This window comes from Cytobacillus eiseniae, from assembly GCF_017874625.1.
GTDB lineage: Bacteria > Bacillota > Bacilli > Bacillales > Cytobacillaceae > Cytobacillus > Cytobacillus eiseniae.
On sequence record NZ_JAGIKZ010000006.1, the window covers coordinates 93,984 to 109,420 of the forward strand.

14 protein-coding genes are annotated in these 15,437 nt (G+C 36.9%); 13 read left to right on the plus strand and 1 reads right to left on the minus strand.

Annotated elements, in window-relative coordinates; all coding sequences use genetic code 11:
• The first annotated feature begins 40 nt into the window (after positions 1 to 40).
• The 3 genes from J2Z40_RS07470 to J2Z40_RS07480 are packed head-to-tail and all read left to right on the plus strand — an operon-like array spanning position 41 to position 2,831.
• Positions 41 to 589, plus strand: a complete 549-nt coding sequence (locus J2Z40_RS07470; protein WP_066400699.1) for a cob(I)yrinic acid a,c-diamide adenosyltransferase — start codon at positions 41 to 43, stop codon at positions 587 to 589.
• A gap of 59 nt (positions 590 to 648) precedes the next feature.
• On the plus strand, positions 649 to 1,479 hold the full coding sequence (locus J2Z40_RS07475) for a cobalamin-binding protein (protein WP_066400700.1): 831 nt from the start codon (positions 649 to 651) through the stop codon (positions 1,477 to 1,479).
• Positions 1,458 to 2,831 carry a cobyrinic acid a,c-diamide synthase CobB gene (locus J2Z40_RS07480; protein WP_066400701.1) on the plus strand — a complete coding sequence of 458 codons (1,374 nt, stop codon included), beginning with the start codon at positions 1,458 to 1,460 and terminating at the stop codon, positions 2,829 to 2,831. The genes J2Z40_RS07475 and J2Z40_RS07480 overlap by 22 nt, the downstream gene beginning before the upstream one ends.
• A gap of 245 nt (positions 2,832 to 3,076) precedes the next feature.
• Here the strand turns inward: J2Z40_RS07480 and J2Z40_RS07485 are convergent, their stop codons facing one another.
• A complete protein-coding gene (locus tag J2Z40_RS07485; protein ID WP_066400703.1) occupies positions 3,077 to 3,505 on the minus strand; it encodes an SRPBCC family protein in 429 nt (142 codons plus the stop codon).
• Between the two features lie 245 nt (positions 3,506 to 3,750).
• Between J2Z40_RS07485 and J2Z40_RS07490 the strand changes: the two genes are divergently transcribed.
• The 10 genes from J2Z40_RS07490 to J2Z40_RS07535 all read left to right on the plus strand — a co-directional run bounded on the left by J2Z40_RS07490 (position 3,751) and on the right by J2Z40_RS07535 (position 15,420).
• Positions 3,751 to 4,872, plus strand: coding sequence for a GerAB/ArcD/ProY family transporter (locus tag J2Z40_RS07490; RefSeq protein ID WP_066400704.1), 1,122 nt, complete (start codon positions 3,751 to 3,753; stop codon positions 4,870 to 4,872).
• Between the two features lie 5 nt (positions 4,873 to 4,877).
• On the plus strand, positions 4,878 to 5,045 hold the full coding sequence (locus J2Z40_RS07495; protein WP_157087905.1) for a hypothetical protein: 168 nt from the start codon (positions 4,878 to 4,880) through the stop codon (positions 5,043 to 5,045).
• Between the two features lie 69 nt (positions 5,046 to 5,114).
• Positions 5,115 to 6,737, plus strand: a complete 1,623-nt coding sequence (locus J2Z40_RS07500; protein ID WP_066400705.1) for a spore germination protein — start codon at positions 5,115 to 5,117, stop codon at positions 6,735 to 6,737.
• Entirely contained in the window at positions 6,724 to 7,923 is a 1,200-nt protein-coding gene (locus tag J2Z40_RS07505; RefSeq protein WP_162840521.1) for a Ger(x)C family spore germination protein, read from the plus strand. The genes J2Z40_RS07500 and J2Z40_RS07505 overlap by 14 nt, the downstream gene beginning before the upstream one ends.
• 4 nt (positions 7,924 to 7,927) lie before the next feature.
• Positions 7,928 to 8,167, plus strand: a complete 240-nt coding sequence (locus tag J2Z40_RS07510) for a hypothetical protein (RefSeq protein ID WP_083954068.1) — start codon at positions 7,928 to 7,930, stop codon at positions 8,165 to 8,167.
• 57 nt (positions 8,168 to 8,224) lie between these two features.
• The gene (locus J2Z40_RS07515) at positions 8,225 to 9,316 is read left to right on the plus strand and encodes an endospore germination permease (RefSeq protein ID WP_083954069.1); all 1,092 of its coding nucleotides are present in this window, start codon (positions 8,225 to 8,227) and stop codon (positions 9,314 to 9,316) included.
• 929 nt (positions 9,317 to 10,245) lie between these two features.
• Positions 10,246 to 10,593: a PadR family transcriptional regulator gene (locus J2Z40_RS07520; protein ID WP_066400707.1), complete on the plus strand. Its 348-nt coding sequence runs from the start codon at positions 10,246 to 10,248 to the stop codon at positions 10,591 to 10,593.
• Between the two features lies 1 nt (position 10,594).
• Positions 10,595 to 11,608: an HAAS signaling domain-containing protein gene (locus tag J2Z40_RS07525; RefSeq protein WP_066400709.1), complete on the plus strand. Its 1,014-nt coding sequence runs from the start codon at positions 10,595 to 10,597 to the stop codon at positions 11,606 to 11,608.
• A 207-nt stretch (positions 11,609 to 11,815) separates the two neighbouring features.
• Complete coding sequence (locus tag J2Z40_RS07530; protein ID WP_245350011.1) at positions 11,816 to 12,259, plus strand: MarR family winged helix-turn-helix transcriptional regulator; 444 nt, start codon at positions 11,816 to 11,818, stop codon at positions 12,257 to 12,259.
• Positions 12,260 to 13,050: 791 nt separating this feature from the next.
• Positions 13,051 to 15,420 (plus strand): polyprenyl synthetase family protein, encoded by a 2,370-nt coding sequence (locus tag J2Z40_RS07535; RefSeq protein WP_066400712.1) that lies wholly within the window; start codon positions 13,051 to 13,053, stop codon positions 15,418 to 15,420.
• Positions 15,421 to 15,437: the final 17 nt, after the last annotated feature.

Sequence of the window (15,437 nt, forward strand, 5' to 3'; positions counted from 1 at the left end):
AAGGGAATATGCATCCAATTAATAAATGGAGGGATTCGTAATGAGTAAACCAAGTAAAGAACGAGGATTAACACTTGTTTATACAGGAGATGGCAAAGGGAAAACGACTGCAGCAGTAGGACTAGCTATAAGAGCATATGGCCGAGGGAAAAAAGTGCTCATGATTCAATTCATTAAATCACCCGAGCGTACATATGGAGAGAAGCTTGTATTTGATAGGCTTGGCATTGAAATAGTTCAAAAAGGGATTGGTTTTACTTGGACAAAAACGCCTGAAGAGCACCGTGCTGCACTTAAAGAAGCATGGACATATACGAAGGAGCGAGTGATGGCAGGTGAGCATGATCTTGTTATTTTAGATGAAATTAATAATGCACTCGCAATTAATGGATTTCCAATTGAAGATGTTTTGCCGCTTCATGAAGTTCTTGAACTCATTTCCAATCGTCCACAAGGAATGCATCTTGTTCTAACAGGAAGAAACGCAAACACAAAAGTCATTGAGGCAGCTGACCTCGTTTCAGATGTGACAGTGTTAAAGCATTATTATGATGAAGGAATTCCTGCTGTTATGGGGATTGAATTATAGGATCAAGTCTAACTGTTAAACAACTATCCTATTAGATGTGAAAGGGGAGAAACGTAATAATGAGAATTGTATCGTTATGTCCAAGTAATACCGAGCTTCTTGGATTTATGGGATTGACATCCTTTATCGTAGGTGTTGATAACTATTCAGATTGGCCAGCACAAGTGAATGATTTGCCTAGACTAGGGTCTGATCTGGATATCGACATCGCTGCAGTTGAAGCTCTACAGCCGGATTTAGTTCTTGCCTCATTGACAGTACCAGGAATGGAGAAGAATATTGAAGGTTTAAAGGAGAGAGGCTTGCCCTTTATTACACTGAATCCAAAGAGCTTGTCTGATATTGCGGATAATATGCTTGAGGTAGGAAAAGCAACAGGTCAAGAAGAGATTGCACAAGCAGTCTATAGTAAATATGTTGGCTTACTTGAGCAATTTGCGGAGTTTGGACGAAAGGTAGAGGAACGCCCACGATTGTATTGGGAATGGTGGCCGAAGCCAGTGTTTACTCCGGGTGGCACGAATTGGTTAACCGAAATCAGCAATATGGCAGGTGGTCATAATGTTTTCGCAGATGACGAGCGGGCCAGTGTGAAAACAGATTGGGAGGACGTAAGAAAGCGTGATCCTGATTATATATTGATGGCATGGGTTGGTGTAAAGGAAAAACAAATGAAGCCGCAATTGCTCAAACAACGACCTGACTGGCCAGAAATGAAGGCAATTAAGGATAATCGAGTAATGGTGATGGAGGAATCCCTTTATTGCAGGCCTTCCCCACGCCTACTTCTTGGTATCCAAAAATTAGGTATCCTGCTCCATCCACATCTTTTTCCTGCCTATGATGAACAGAAAGCAGAGGAATGGGTATGTCCATCAATCGAATTGTAGTAGCAGGAACAGGAAGTGGTGTGGGGAAAACAACGGTAGCAATTGGACTAATGGCCGCTTATAAAGCACTTGGCTATACGGTACAAGGATTTAAATGCGGCCCCGATTATATCGATCCGACATACCAAACCGCAGTAACTGGCAGGAATGCCCGAAACTTAGACAGCTGGATGTGCAGTGAGTTAGCTGTGAAGGAAATTTTTTTACGAGGAAGCGTAGATGCTGATGTGGCCATCATCGAAGGGGTAATGGGCTTATTTGATGGGAAGGATCCGCTATCTGACACGGGAAGTGCTGCGGAAATTGCTATGATTACAAATAGTCCAGTGCTGCTTGTCGTTGATTGTGGTGGAATGGCCCGTAGCGCTGCTGCAATCGTGAAGGGCTTTCAATTATTATCCCCGAACGTTCGTCTATGTGGGGTGGTTGCGAACCGTGTAGGAAGTGTTGGGCATTATGAGTTAATTCAGCAGGCGGTTGAAAAAGAATGTGGGATTCCTGTTGTAGGCTACTTAACTAAAGATGAAAGGCTTCGCATGCCTGAGAGACATCTTGGACTTGTTCCTTCTATTGAACGAGGAGAGCTGAAGCCTTTCTTCGACTTGCTCTCAGAAACCATTCAACAGAACTTTGACTTGGCTCATCTTTATCAAATAATGGGCTCACAAACTATTGAATCCTCAAAGGCTCTATTTGGTACGCAAAAGAAAGAGAGTCAAGTAAGAATTGCCGTTGCAAAGGATCAAGCATTTCATTTCTACTATCCCGAAAATTTGGAGCTCTTAGAGCATTATGGAGCGGAGCTTGTCTTTTTCTCTCCTCTTAGGGGGGAACGGGTGCCCTCTAATGTGCATGGTTTATATCTAGGTGGTGGGTTTCCCGAAGAATTTGCGGTTGAATTATCAAAGCAGGATGATGTCCTTTTGTCCGTTCGTGAGGCAATCGAAAGTGAGATGCCTTCTGTGGCTGAATGTGGTGGATTCATGTTTTTGACTGAATCGATTGAAACGATCGGCGGAGAAGTGTATCCGATGGTTGGAGTGATTCCTGGAAAAGTGAAGATGCACACAAAGCTTGCGGCACTTGGCTATCGGGAAGTCACGGGAATGGATGGAAATTTCTTAATTGGGCCGAATGATCGGGCCAGGGGGCATGAGTTTCATTACTCAACCTTCGAGCCTGCTCGTGAAATTCTTTCATCCTATTTTGTCTCTGGATCGCGAGGGACAAAGCACGAAGGCTATCTATCTAACAATCTGGTTGCAGGTTATACACATATCCATTTTGGTTCCGCTCCAGAACTTCCACAGCGCTGGGTAGAACAGTGCAAGATGTTTAAAAGTGGTGTCTGATATTGATAGAGAATAAACTAAAGCCGATACTGAAACCAGTTTCGGCTTTACTTATATATGTAAGCAGGGAGCAGATCTGCCGTTTGTCCAATATAGCAATGATGACGGCGGATATAATAGGGGAGATGGCGAATATATCCAAGTTGACGGCCAATATTTACGAAAGTATGGCGAATATATGCGCAGTGACGGCGAATATAGGATATTCACAATCCCTTTTAGTAAAAATAATCTTTGTTGATTCGTTAATTTAATGATTCTGCATACCTTTTGAAATTATCTACGATCGCTTCCCATCCACTTTTTTGCATTTCGATCGGATTTTCACTTTCCGCATCAAATATTTCACTTACAATGGTATCATTTCCATGAGAGGTAAATGTGATAGTCACTTTCCTTCCGTCGTCAAGCGTATAAGCAATATATTCATTTATTCGTATTTCATCATAAATCCCGCTAAAGTCAAATCCAAAACTTCCATCCTTCGCTTCCATTCTTGAAAGGAACTTTCCACCAGCTCTTAAATCATTTTCAGCTAACGGGGTATGCCAATCTTCTGAAGCGTGATTCCATTTAGTAATATGTATAGGCTCAGTCCAATATTCCCACACCTTTTTAACCGGAACATGAATGGTTGCTTCGACCATTATTTTCACTTGCTTACCTGCTTCCATCTCATTTTTCATCCTCTCAATATAAAATCACTCATTCTAAATTTATATTACCAAGTTTTCTTTTAAATAGTAACAAAATTCAATCAAAGTAAACGGATCATTTTTAATGAGCTTAGTTTAGTGCTGTGTTCCTTTTCTTTGTTCAAAATTCAACTGTCGAATGATGTTTAAAATTACCTTGTCTGTTGATAATAAACTAGAGATTAATGGAAATTGAATGAATTCAAGTGAATTAGGTGTTTTACATGGAACGAATATCACAATATCAATTATTTGTATTAACTGTTTTTTTTCAAGTTGGAACTACGATTATTTTTGGTTTTGGTGCCGCAGCTGGCAGAGATGCATGGATTGTTACGATTATCTCATTACTAGTAGGTATATTTGTTATTAGCATTTATCTATTTCTTTCCTATCTAAATCCAGGATTAACATTAGTTGAATGGTTTCCAGCTCAATTTGGAAAATGGATTGGTACCCCAATTGCCTGGCTCTACCCTTTATTATTTTTATATGAGGGGGGAAGGATATTAAATGACATTAAGTATTTAACAACTACGATTATATTAGTGGACACCCCTTTCTTGGCGATTATTCTTTTTTTTCTACTTGTAGTTGCCTATCTTCAATATTGTGGGATAGAGGTGATCGCGAGAATTGGCGAAATCTTTTTTCCTTATTTTCTTGTAATGATCTTAGGTAGTGTCGTTCTAATTTTAGTATCCGATATATTACGGGTGGATAATCTACTGCCTGTCTTAAAAAATGGCTGGAAGCCCATTTTGGCGTCAACTTTTCCTTTAGGAGCAAGTCAAGGGTTTGCCCAATCTCTTGAATTAGCGATGATTTGGCTGCTCGTAAGCACTAGCCATAAAGAAATAGTAAAAACTACGTTGTTTGCAACAGTTTTCTCAGGACTTCTGATCTTGATCACGGTATTGATGATTATCACTGGAATAGGGGAATTTTTTTATAAAATAGAAAGCTTTCCTATGTTTGCCTTAGTGTCAAAAGTGAATATTGGAGGAATTATTAAAAACTTAGATGCCTTTGCTGTACTCCTTTTTATTATTTCCGCCTTTTTTAAACTCTCTCTTCATTTATTCTTTGCTATAAGAGGGTTCCAGATACTGACTAAGGTAGAGAGTAGCCGGAAGTTAATTATCCCAATCACGATCATTTCGATCTATCTTGGCTATAGTGTTTCTTCCAATTATGAGGAGCATATAAAGGTTGCGATTGAAGTATTTCCATATAATTTATGGATTATGCTTTTATGGATTTTGCCTTTTGCTTTATTAATCGTCACGTTAATTAAAAGAGCAATAAAGAACAGAAAAAAGGAAATGGCACAAGCAAAGGAGTGATGAGGATGATCAAAGATTGGTTGTTTCCATGGGAATCACATATTATGATCAATCATCCATTGGCGATGCCGGTATTTATGGGAATCGCTTCGTTTTTTTTATCTATTGTTACTTGGACGAGAGGGAATAACAATCAGAACAAATCAAAACAGAAAGACATGGATGAGAATTAATGCATTTGCGATTTAATCTAGAACTCTTTGTTTAAAATAGCAGCTTAGAATCGATTGGGAGTTTTGCAAATGAGACGAAACATGTTCTTCAAAAATACTAAAATTAAGAAAGATGATTGGGATAATGTAACAGTTAAAGTAGATGCAGAACTTATTCCTGCTAAGATTTCTGAGGTTTTAAATAATATAAAAATAACAATGGGCAATAGTACTGATCTTGTCACAAGGGATTTTAAAACAGGGAAAGATGGTTCCATAGATATTGGAATTGCTTATGTGGATGGATTAGCTGATAAAGTATTTGTCCAAGACTATATCATTCAACCGTTAATGACCGATTTAAGAATGACAGGGCTGGATATAGAAATTGAAAAAGATCCAAACGTATTTGAAGTCATCAAGAACTTTAATTTAGTTAGTGGGGATTTGAAAGAAATTATCGATTTAAAGACTCTTTATACTCATTTACTTTCCGGCGACACAATCGTATTGATAGAGGGATATAAGAAGGGTTTTGCAGTTAGTTCACAAGGATGGCAGGATCGTGGAATTCAAGAGCCTACTTCACAGACTGTCGTCAGAGGCCCAAAAGATGGTTTTACGGAAACGCTGAGAACAAATACATCGCTAATAAGAAGGCGCATTAAAAATACGGACCTTTGGATTGAAACCATTCCTGTTGGAAATAAAACACAAACAGATGTAGCACTCCTATATTTGAAGGATGTTGCAAACCCGAAGATCGTAAATGAAGTAAGAATGAGAATTAATAAAATTGAAATTGATGCGATATTGGAAAGTGGTTATATTGAAGAAATGATCCAGGATAAAACATTTACAGTTTTTCCTACCATTCATAATACTGAACGTCCAGATGCAGCTTGTGCAGCAATCTTAGAAGGAAAAATTATTATTATGGTTGATGGTACACCATTTGTTTTAATTGCACCAGCTGTCTTTGTTGAGTTTTTTCAATCGAGTGAGGATTATTATCAAAGGGCAGATATTAGCTCATTACTGAGAATGTTACGGTACTTTTGTTTGTTTCTTGCATTAATTACACCATCAGCCTACATAGCAGTTACTACTTTTCATCAAGAGATGCTGCCAACACTTTTATTAATTAGTTTAGCTGCACAGCGTGAAGGTGTACCTTTTCCAGCTCTTATAGAAGCAGTAATGATGGAAGTCACCTTCGAAATATTAAGGGAAGCAGGAGTGAGAATGCCAAGGGCTGTAGGTTCAGCTATCTCGATTGTAGGTGCCTTGGTTCTAGGACAAGCTGCAGTGGAGGCTGGCATTGTTTCAGCAACAATGGTCATTATTGTTTCCTTGACAGCAATTGCCAGCTTTGTCTGTCCATCCTTTAATATGGCCATCTCAATCAGAATATTACGGTTTGTCTTTATGATCTTAGCTGCAACATTTGGCTTGTTTGGGATCATTATGGGACTAATCATGATGGTCGCACATTTAGCTAGCCTTCGGTCATTTGGGGTTCCATATTTATCACCGATGGCTCCAATGGTCGCTGCTGACCAGAAAGATGTTTTTGTTCGTGTCCCGATTTGGAAAATGATCACAAGACCTAGTTTTATTAGTCAGTCCGATAGTCGAAGACAGGCAACTCCTAGTCCTAAGCCGCCCAATAAATCTACGAATGAAGGTGGATCTCAAGGTGAAAATAAATAAAAAAACAGCTTTGCTTTCTATTGCCTTTTTCATTTTAATAGGTTTGACAGGTTGTTGGAGCGCCCATGAATTATCTGAGTTGGCTATTGCTACTGGTCTTGGAATAGATAAGACAGAGGATGGATATAGAATTTCGGTGCAATTTGTCAATCCAGGAGAAATAGCGGCCAAAAAAGCATCATCTGGTGTCCCCATTTCCGTTCATACGGCAGAAGGAAGGAGTATGCTGGAAGCTGTTCGAAAGTTAACGACTACGGCTCCAAGAAGGGTGTACTTAGCACATGTGCGTGTGATTATATTTGGTGAAGAATTAGCAAAAGAAGGTTTAAGAAAGCCATTAGACTTTTTATCAAGGGATCATGAAATGAGAGCTGACTTTGTTATCGCAATTGCGAAAGGCTTGAAAGCGGAAGACGTAATAAAAGTCATTGCGCCTATGGAAAAAGTATCGGCAAATAAAATTTTCACCTCTATTGAAACATCAGAGAAAAATTGGGCGCCAACCAAGATTGTTTTATTAGATGAATTGATCGAATCATTGGTTAGTGATGGGAAGGAGCCTGTCATAACTGGTGTTTATTTGACAGGGAATTCAGAACTCGGAGGGAATATTAAGAATATCCAACAAGTAAATACACCTACTAAAATAAAATCGGATTATTTAGCTGTCTTTAAAGGAGATAAATTGATTGACTGGTTGGATGAATCGGAAAGTAAAGGCTTTAATTACATAACGGATAATATTACGAGCACAGTTGGTTTTATTGAGTGTGAGGGTGGAGGAACGCTGACGATTGAGACGATTCGAAGTAAAACAAAATTAGAAGGAGCAATTGAAAATGAGAAACCAAAGATAAAGATTTATGTGACAGCTGAGTCAAATATTGGAGATGTTGAATGTCCAATTGATTTATCTAAGTCGAAAACAATTAAAGATATTGAAAAGAAATTCAATGAAAAAACAAAAGATATCATTATGAGTAGTGTAGAAAAGGCTAAAGAGCTAGGAACGGATATTTACGGCTTTGGGGAGGCCATTAATAGATCTGAGCCTAAAAAGTGGGAAGACTTGAAGAAAAAATGGGATGAGGAATTTAAGAATACGGAAGTTGTGGTGAAAGTGGATTTGAAAATTCGTAGAGTAGGCACAATCGCTGAATCATTCCAAGAAGAAGAGGATCAGTAGGATCGTGAGTATCTTATGGATTTTACTAGTAACTGCATTTGTTATTTTATTGGAGAAACCTAATATTTCAAAACGATGGAATAAAAAAGAGAAAATTATTTTTTTTGTCTCCTTGTTGCTTGGAATTGGCTTAGCTATTGCTTGGGTTTTACAAGTTGATTTAATCAATCCAATGGAAGTCATTACCGAGTGGTATCGGCCGATATCAGAGCCTTTTATATCCTATATGAATCAATTCAAATAGTTCAAATTAAAGTTATGTGCACTTTCCATGTAACTGCATCGGGGAGGGGGATAAGCAGTGGAAACGGTAAATATAAGTGTAAGGCAATTTACAATCCTAGTCATCATGTATACATGGGGAAGTGCAGTCCTCCTAATTCCAGCAGGGCTCGCTTCCATTGCTAAATCGAACGCATGGATCTCTTCGCTAGTAGGTTTATTATTTGGATTAGTATTAGTTTTACTTTATATGAAAATTGCTGCTATTTATCCTGAAAAAACATTTGTTGAATTAAACAGAATTGTTTTTGGAAGATGGATTGGTACAATTATTTCCATCCTATTTTTGTTTCCCATTTTCTTATTATCAGCAGGTATTCTTAGAGAAATTGGTGAATTTTTTACAACTCAGGTTATGATTGAGACGCCGATCCATGCGATTCACATCTTGACTTTAATTGTTGCTATTTATTGTATTCGAGCAGGGCTTGAGGTCATTTCGAGGACATGCGAGATTTTTTTCCCATGGACAGTCTTATTCTTAATTGTTCTTGTCATTTTTCTGCTACCTGAAATGAAAATAGAAAATCTACAGCCCAATTTTGCTAAAGGTTTTGGCCCGATTTTGGGAGCAGCTTATCCATATATAAGTATTCCATACTGTCAATTAATTGTATTTTTAATGATTTTTCCTAATGTAAACAATGCTCCAAAGGCGAGAAAGTTTTTTTTCTTTGGTGTTATTATTGCTAGTTTAGGGATTACACTTATAACGATTATGTGCCTTGGGGTTCTGGGCGATGACTTTACAAGCAGAAATATGTATCCTACTTATGTGCTAGGGAAAATGGTTAACATTGGTGGATTTATTGAAAGAGTAGAAGTATTGGTTGCAATTAGTTGGATATTAAGTACCTTTTTTAAATTTTTAGTGAGCTGCTATGCCCTTCTTTTAGGCATGACGCAGATTTTGAAATTAAACGATATGAAAGTATTAGTCTTTCCATTAGGTTTTCTATTATTGGTTTATTCAATGGTCTCTTATCCTAATATCGTTTATTATAAGGAAATTATCTATTTGATGTGGACCCCATATGCGTTGACCGTATTCTTTTTGCTGCCATTATTTGTGTTAACTGTGGCAATTGTTAAAACAAAAATAAGCAGCTAAAAACATATCGCTCAAAGAAACACGAGAGAAGCTGGAGAGATTCTCCAGCTTCTCTCGTGTTTTTTATCGTTAGTTGTAAAGGAGTATAGACAAAAGGAGAATGGAGAATTCCTAAGTAGTTCCGTTCCGAGGAAGAAAAGCATTTTAGCAAGAGAATTAACATATACTTCCACTGTATTCTTTATATTATTTCACAAGGATTATTATCGAAAATAGCAATCGATTTAGCATACGTTTTAACCATTGGGCAGTAGTTATTGGTCATACTATAAAATTTGCGTTAATAACGATGTAAGATGACTTTATTAATTCTCTAGAACTAAGAAAGTATCGGTTGGGGAATCAGGTTGATCACCCGAGTTTATGAATAGACGGAAAATTTCCGCCTATTTCGTAATTATTAATAAAAATGGCCCAAATAAGCGGAAAATTTCCGTCTAATGCCTTGAAAAATTCAAAAATGAGGGATTTTTCATTGAATAAGCGGAAAATTTCCGCTTATTTCACCCAAAACGAACTTCATTCTACATTTAAGCGGAATTTTTCCGCTTATTTTTTTTGCTGGTTACTCGAGTAAGGACGAGATTCCTTATTTAAATAGAAGTGAGGTCATAAGCAAGGTTGTTCTTTAGCAAAATTCATTTATCTACCTTATTAGCTAAAGATGCATTAGTTGAAGAACAAGTTAGCAGAGGAGACGCAAACCTCTGCATTTTAATGTGTAATTTTATAGTCTAAAAGTATGTGATTTAACTTCATATTGCTTTATGAAATCGTGTTTACTACTTTATAACCGAACTACTTGGCGAATACCAGTCTCCTTTATATATTCCTAATTAAAGTAATGGAATAATAATAAGAAAAAAATAATAATAAATACTTCACAATAGTGTACGTCGTACAGTATAATAAAAACAGGAGTTGATGACATGAGTGAAACAAATGAACATTTAGATAAACTAATGCAGGAATTGAGACGTGGCACACTTACGATTGGTGTTCTTAGTCAGCTTTATGAACCACAGTACGGATATTCACTCGTAGCCTCGCTTGAAGAAAAAGATTTTCAAGTGGAAGCAGGTACGCTTTACCCTTTGCTCCGCAGGCTAGAAAAACAGGGTCTTTTAGTGAGTGAGTGGGATACAAATGAAACAAGGCCACGGAAGTATTATCTTTTGAGTGAAAGTGGAAAAGAAGTTTTTGAACAGCTTGTTGTTGAGTGGAAGGATATGGTTAATCGTTTAGACAATTTGCTTATTAACAAAGGAGGATCATAAAATGGAGAGCATTGAACGGTATGTACACGCAGTTACTCATTTATTGCCGCAATCACAGAGAGAGGATATCGCTAAGGAACTACGCGGCCTCATTGAAGATATGCTCGATGAACGGGTACAAGATGGCAACGCAACAAAAAAAGATGTGGAAGAAGTGCTATTGGAGTTAGGTGAACCTCGAAAATTAGCAAATAAATATCGGGGTACGAACCGTTATTTAATTGGCCCAGAATTATTTGACCATTATATTATGGTGTTAAAAATAGTTTTAATTGCAACAAGTGCGGTCATTGGCGTGTCATTTATAATTGAGATAATTATGGATCCGCCTTCAATATTACAAGCATTTATCTCGTTTATTGTTTCTGTAGTCACAGGGTTACCTATGGCTTTTGCTTGGACGACGTTTGCCTTTGCGAGCCTTCAATTTTGGGGAAATAAACAGCTTAAGGTGGTGGATTTACAGCTAAATAGTGATTGGAAGCCCTCTGATTTACCACCGATTCCTCATCCTAAAGGCCAAGTGAAAAAAGGAGAAGCGATCACAGGAATTGTTTTCTACATTATCTGTATTACGTTTTTTGTCTTCTCTAGTGATTATTTTGGTATATGGGTTTTTGATGATGGAAAGTTTAAAGAGGTTGTCCACTTCTTTAATGAACAATATATTGGGTACTGTATGCTGTTCATTTTTCTAATCTTCGGTTTTGGTATTATAAAGGAATGTTTGAAATTGGTTCATGGAAGGTGGACGATGCAGCTTGTTTTATTTACAGCTGTTGTCAATATCTTTTCCATAATTGGATTAATGATCGTTATTGCTGAACCGTTGATTTGGAACCCAAACTTCATAACTCAATTGGTAGAAAGCGGGTTACTGGCTGTAGATAGTGAATCATTTCAAACACTTAGTGTGATATGGGAACAAGCAACAAAGTGGCTGCTTATTATCTTTTTATTTACACTAATATGGGATATTATTGATGGGTATATTAGAGTACGGAAAAGTAAATAGAAGTAGGGAGTACAGTGGTTGAAAATGAGCCATTGTACTTTTATTTGTCTAAAAGTGATAAAATGTCAAAAAAATTTAGGATGATTAAATACGCGCTATACATAGGATATAAATAATAAAAAGTGCTAATCAACTCGCTGGATCTCACGCTTTTGGTCAGTTGATATGTTATGGTTAGTGGCGAAGACTAAGAATGGAGTGAACCCTTTGACTTCAAACGCTGAATTGCAAAACCTAGATCTAATTGATTTATTAAGTGAGCGTCATAGTTTAGTCCGAAGAATTTCGGAGAAAGCATGGAACGATCAAAGTGATATTTATATCTCTAATTCTGAATGGTATATTATGGCTCGGATTTATAAAAAGCGTCCAACGATTTCGTATATCACAAAAAATGTAGAAATTTCTCGCCAGGCTATACATAAATTTATTAAAAACCTTGCCGCAAAAGGATTAGTAGAAATCAATAATGTAGAAAATAACAAGAAAGAAAAATGTATTCAGTTAACAGCATTAGGTGAAGAAAGCTACGAAAAAAATGAGGCACTTAAAGCTCAGCTTGAGAGCAAAATTGCAGATAAAATTGGTGTCAAGCAAGTAGCCATTCTTAAAGACTTATTAAAGCTGGACTGGGGCATCGAACAACATTAATAGGCGGAAGCTTACCAAAAAAAACGACTGTGTATAAAACTAAGTATTTTCATTTTTTTACAGAGAAACAAATCTTAGCAGAAGACATATAAAGGAAATAATTATTGCATGTAAAAGGAATGTTTTTACTATTATGATTAGGTTGTAAGCAAAATTGTAATATTATTTGTAGTTAATAGGACACATGTTCCGTTAAATGCGAAAATAATTGTATTTTTGCATTCTTAATGGACATACGTTCCGTTATTTATCCGAAAGGGTGTTGTTTTCACCTAATTAATAGCAAATAACGTACTCAGTGTCCGATAACTCTCCAAAATAGGATAATTTATGATAATAACGTACTCAATGTCCTCATAATAGATAAAACGAAATTTAGTAAGGTGGGATTGAATAAAATAAGTAAAAACACATGGATTTCCATACGGAATCCATGTGTTTTTGCTTGCTAATGCGAAGGCTATTATACATTTTCGGAACTACTTAATATAAAACAGCTGTGCTTTATTAGTAAAACGTTTAATAATAAATGAAATCCGAGTCTATTTATTGACTCGGATCTTTTTAATTGCTAAACGTTGTATATGTTGAAAATGCTGGTTTTCCTGTGGATGCAAATGGAATCATTTTATCTAGTTTTCTGTGTATAATTAAATTGGATAGACGAATAACTACGTACTCAACTTGTGATAGGAACGTGAAAAAAAGGAAATCTTTTGGATTATTAATAGTTATTTGAATGATATTGTTTACATATATTAAGAGATCATTAAATAGAGGGAATGGATTGTATGAATAAAGATTTGCTGAAAAAGGTGAATGCAAGCTATCGAAAAGCTGAACAAAGGGCTTCACACTACTTCAAAGTATTGCATGAGCAGGTGAACGTACAGGCATATGCAGATACCCTAACAAAAGACTTCCAATCGTGGAAACATAATCATATCCAACATTCCCTTCTTTCTTACTTTTCGCGAAAGAAGGGAAAGCCTGATCCAAGAAACTACCAGAAATATATCCAATGGCTTGATCATACTGGTAAGTTAGATCATTATTTAGATCGCAGCATTTCTTATATTTATATGCGTGATTTGGGCAAATCCCTTCACTCATTTGATACAAGGAATAGAATAAATCATGTGGTTGAGAATTTAAAAAGTCAGTTAACCAGTCCAACAGGGATGAATGATGAGTTTTTTAATATGGCAGGATTATATCGAAAAGCCCAGCGGGAAGGCATTGAATCCACGATGATATGGGCGATAAATAAGCTGAAATCAGTTTCTTCAATGATTCCAAAAGAGATGGATGTAGCACAAGCCCAGCGGAAGATTATTAAAATTATTGCAGGTGTATTGATGCATGAAATTGAAGAAATGAATGGGGTTATATCTCAAGAAGAACGTACGAAAAGGCTAGACCATGCGATTCGACTAGGCTTTTCCTATGGGCTGACCTATCCTTTCATTGATGATTTGCTAGATGCTAAGATTTTATCTGAAACAGAGGAGAAGCAGTATGCTGATTTGATACGCACAGCACTAATTACAGGAACTGTACCTGCATTAGGCAAATGGAGTGGGAAGAATCGTGAGCTAATTTCGTATATACATATGGAGCTGAATGAGGCGTTTCAATTTATTAAGAGTCAACAGCGACTAGAAACTAGACAACAATTTTTTAATCAAGCATATGTGTTCTTTCATTCACAGGAAGTGGACCGTGTAAAGGACCTTTCCAATGGTAATTATACAAATGAGGAGCTTTATATTCCAGTTATTTTAAAATCCTCATCTTCGCGATTAATTATTCGCTCCTTAATCAATGCACCAGAAGATGATGGTTTTGATGAACGGACATTTTTTTATGGCATATACAATCAATTGGCAGATGATTTTGCAGATATGTATGATGATTTGAAAGATGGTGCAGTTACCCCTTATACTTATTATTTAACCTATCATAAAGAACGCGCCGATCTTATCAATCCTTTTGAACTATACTGGACTGTTATTAGTCATTTGATTCATCAAGTGTATCAATCAGATAAAAAGGCGTGTGAAATTATACTGAATCGAGCAATAAATGGGCTGAAGCGCTATAGAGAGCGGATGGGATCACAACAATATCAAGAAGTGATGGAATTATTTGCTTCTAGCAATGAATCATTTACTCATCTCATACAAAAAATGGTCCGAAAAGCAGATGATGTTGATTTTTTTGATAAGCTGCTTCGAGATCAAATGATTATCAATTTAAAAAAGGAACAGCAGGAGCAAACAGAGTTCTTACATACAATCGAAGAGGTTCGTAAGCAAATTAATGATCATTTACTCATTTCAAAAGCAGAAAGAGATCCATTATTAAAGGCGCCGATAATTGAAGCTGCAAATTATAGTCTAATGGGGGATGGGAAGCGCTTGAGGCCAATTATGACTTGGTTCATGGGTGTGCGAGAATACGGATTAAATCCATCTGACATTATGCCGCTCTTAAAATCATTAGAGTATATGCATACGGCATCTTTAATTTTTGATGATTTGCCGTCCCAGGATAATGCGCCTATTCGGAGGGGGCGTCCGACCCTTCATAAAGTATATAATATTGCGGTTTCAGAATTAACGGGACTTTATTTAACTCAGAAGGCGATCCATGAACAAGCATCACTTGAACAGTTTGATTCAAGTATAGTGCTGGATCTGATCCGTTATTCAGCTAAAATGACAGAGGATATGTGTAAAGGTCAGGCAATGGATATAGGCTCAAAAGGGAAAGCATTAACATTGGAGCAATTAAATTCGTTATGTTTTTACAAAACAGGCATCGCCTTTGAAGCCGCACTCATTATGCCTGCCATTCTTGCCCATGCAGATGAAATAGAAAAGGATGCATTAAAGCAATATGCCCGCCATGCAGGGATAGCGTTCCAAATAAAAGATGATCTTCTAGATGTTGAAGGAGATGGTCAAGTTCTTGGCAAGCCGATTGGCAAAGACGCTGAAAATAACCATTCCACTTTTGTTACTATCCTAGGAGTAAGTGAAGCGAAAAAAGTAATGTGGGATCATTATTGCTACGCAATGGAAACATTGCAGAAGATCCCTCGTAATACTGCTTTTCTAAAATCATTATTGAATTATATTGTGAATCGGAATCGGTAGAAAAGAAAGAGGAGAAA

What these genes read in the sequence shown, in the direction of transcription:
- J2Z40_RS07470 (WP_066400699.1), top strand. Translation starts at nt 41, where the DNA reads ATGAGTAAACCAAGTAAAGAACGAGGATTAACACTTGTTTATACAGGA.
- J2Z40_RS07475 (WP_066400700.1), top strand. Translation starts at nt 649, where the DNA reads ATGAGAATTGTATCGTTATGTCCAAGTAATACCGAGCTTCTTGGATTT.
- J2Z40_RS07480 (WP_066400701.1), top strand. Translation starts at nt 1,458, where the DNA reads ATGTCCATCAATCGAATTGTAGTAGCAGGAACAGGAAGTGGTGTGGGG.
- J2Z40_RS07485 (WP_066400703.1), bottom strand. Translation starts at nt 3,505, where the DNA reads ATGGAAGCAGGTAAGCAAGTGAAAATAATGGTCGAAGCAACCATTCAT.
- J2Z40_RS07490 (WP_066400704.1), top strand. Translation starts at nt 3,751, where the DNA reads ATGGAACGAATATCACAATATCAATTATTTGTATTAACTGTTTTTTTT.
- J2Z40_RS07495 (WP_157087905.1), top strand. Translation starts at nt 4,878, where the DNA reads ATGATCAAAGATTGGTTGTTTCCATGGGAATCACATATTATGATCAAT.
- J2Z40_RS07500 (WP_066400705.1), top strand. Translation starts at nt 5,115, where the DNA reads ATGAGACGAAACATGTTCTTCAAAAATACTAAAATTAAGAAAGATGAT.
- J2Z40_RS07520 (WP_066400707.1), top strand. Translation starts at nt 10,246, where the DNA reads ATGAGTGAAACAAATGAACATTTAGATAAACTAATGCAGGAATTGAGA.
- J2Z40_RS07525 (WP_066400709.1), top strand. Translation starts at nt 10,595, where the DNA reads ATGGAGAGCATTGAACGGTATGTACACGCAGTTACTCATTTATTGCCG.
- J2Z40_RS07535 (WP_066400712.1), top strand. Translation starts at nt 13,051, where the DNA reads ATGAATAAAGATTTGCTGAAAAAGGTGAATGCAAGCTATCGAAAAGCT.